Origin of the sequence: Vibrio sp. V10_P2A27P122 (assembly GCF_963874335.1) — a bacterium.
Taxonomy (GTDB): domain Bacteria; phylum Pseudomonadota; class Gammaproteobacteria; order Enterobacterales; family Vibrionaceae; genus Vibrio; species Vibrio anguillarum.
This window is the reverse complement of sequence record NZ_CAWNHY010000223.1, coordinates 1-2,099: the sequence shown is the minus strand read 5'-3', so window position 1 is coordinate 2,099 and position 2,099 is coordinate 1. Positions and strand designations below refer to the sequence as shown.

Below are 2,099 nucleotides of genomic sequence, written 5' to 3'. Positions count from 1 at the left end.
TGTTTGACCTAAGTAACAGAAAATCAGACAATTGAAGTCCAATGTTGAAAGTACAAAGTGATTTAATGACAAATAGAATTCAGGGCTGTGGAATGAAATTTATTGGTGCTCATGTATCGGCCTCTGGCGGCGTTGACCAAGCCCCATTGAGAGCGAGAGAAATTGGAGCAAATGCATTTGCTTTATTCACTAAAAACCAGCGCCAGTGGGTTGCTAAACCGCTCGAAGAGGCAACCATTCGCGCTTTTAAGGCTAACTGCCACATGCTTGGTTTTAAAAGTGAACACATTTTGCCGCATGATTCATACCTTATTAATCTGGGCGCGCCAGAAGCCGATAAGCTTGCTAAGTCACGCGAAGCTTTTATTGATGAAATGCAACGTTGCCAGCAACTGGGGCTGACGCTTCTGAATTTTCATCCGGGTAGTCACCTTAAACAAGTCTCAGAAAGTGAATGTCTTGCGACAATTGCAGAATCGATAAACCTTGCACATCAAGCCGTGCCTGAGGTCGTTGCTGTGATTGAAAACACCGCAGGGCAGGGGACGAATCTAGGCTGGCGTTTCGAACATTTAGCCGAAATTATCCAGCAAGTTGAGGATAAATCGCGAGTAGGTGTGTGCCTTGACACGTGTCATACTTTTACTGCAGGTTATGATTTGCGCACAGTTGAGGCGTGCGAGGCAACCTTTTCAGAGTTTGATAGCGTGGTGGGAATGCACTACTTACGTGCAATGCACATCAACGACTCAAAGGCAAAGTTTGCCAGCCGTGTTGACCGCCATCATTCTCTAGGGCAAGGCGAAATTGGTTGGCCATGCTTTGAATTTATTGCCAAAGATGCAAGGTTTGATGGTATCCCATTGATTTTAGAGACAATCGATCCAGACATTTGGGCCCAAGAAATTCAAACATTAAGAGATCTACACGCACAATCGGTAGATTCAGTAGCATCTTAAATAAGTTGGCATCTTTCTTTCATAAAGACAAAGGCATAGCCGCGTCAAAATGAAGGAGGATGTCACTATGTTTCATATGATCTCACGTTCACCATCAATAGCTCGTCCACCAGTCCGATTGCCTATACCTAACCGACATGTGAACGGTCAAGGGCATACTCGAACGCCACAAAAATCACATTAACTGGCAAAAGCTCTGTGACATTGACTCATGCAGTGGTGGCTTTTTATGGTTACAATGCTGTAATTAGTTAATTTTCAGAGCTTTCCTAAATTCTCGCATTTCCACCTCATGAGTGGAGTTCTTTTGAAGTTTTTAGTCTTAGTAGTGAGGTGCGGGTTTTCCTAAAGCATAACCTTGGATGAAATCAAAACCGGCACTGATAACTAAGGCCAGTTGTTCTTCAGTTTCAATCCCTTCGCAAACTACTTCTTTCCCAATCGATTGAAAATACCCTACAAGTTTTTTGAACATACTAAGTGAGTAATTATTTTTTGTTGCCTGAAGCAGTAGTTGACGATCAAATTTCACCACATCACATTCCATACTCAATAAGCGTTGGAATTGACTTTCTTTCGTTCCAAAATCATCAAAGGCAATTTTAACGGGATGATTTTTTAGCTGTTGCAAAAGTATCAGGTGTGATGGGTGAAGTGGAGTGTGCTCCGGAATCTCAATCCAAATTGTGATGTTGTTTTTCTGAGCTTCTTTAATCGTATCAAGTAGTATTTGGCAGTAGTACCAAGAGGGTTCTACCGGAGTCAGGTTAAATGAGACAAAGGTTAAATCTTTCCTAGCCATTTCTGGAAATTCATTGACTACAGATTCCAAGATTTCAATGTCGATCGCTAAAGTATGATCTCTAGTTAATTCATTGAAGTGAAAGCTCCTGTACTCATTGCTATCGAAGTAACGAGCGAGAACTTCAACACCCACAACATTTTTATTGTGATCTGTGATGGGTTGATAGAATGGAACAGGCCTAGATGGGCTATATTCCATCGTTTGATGATTCAATTCTATTTGTGTGCGACTGCAATGAAAATCAAGCATAAATTATTATTTTCCGAACGAGAGTTTGTAATTGTAAGATTCGTTTCATTATATTTTGATTTTTTCCATTTCATAGTTATTAAGAT

2 protein-coding genes are annotated in these 2,099 nt (G+C 41.0%); one reads left to right on the top strand and one right to left on the bottom strand.

What is annotated here, in order from left to right; all coding sequences use genetic code 11:
- Window positions 1-41 precede the first annotated feature (41 nt).
- A complete protein-coding gene (gene nfo, locus AACQ17_RS09530) occupies window positions 42-959 on the top strand; it encodes a deoxyribonuclease IV (RefSeq protein ID WP_088732823.1) in 918 nt (305 codons plus the stop codon).
- Between the two features lie 322 nt (window positions 960-1,281).
- On the opposite strand, the gene AACQ17_RS09525 is transcribed toward nfo, so the two are convergent.
- Window positions 1,282-2,013, bottom strand: a complete 732-nt coding sequence (locus AACQ17_RS09525) for an EAL domain-containing protein (RefSeq protein WP_094167609.1) — start codon at window positions 2,011-2,013, stop codon at window positions 1,282-1,284.
- Window positions 2,014-2,099 lie beyond the last annotated feature (86 nt).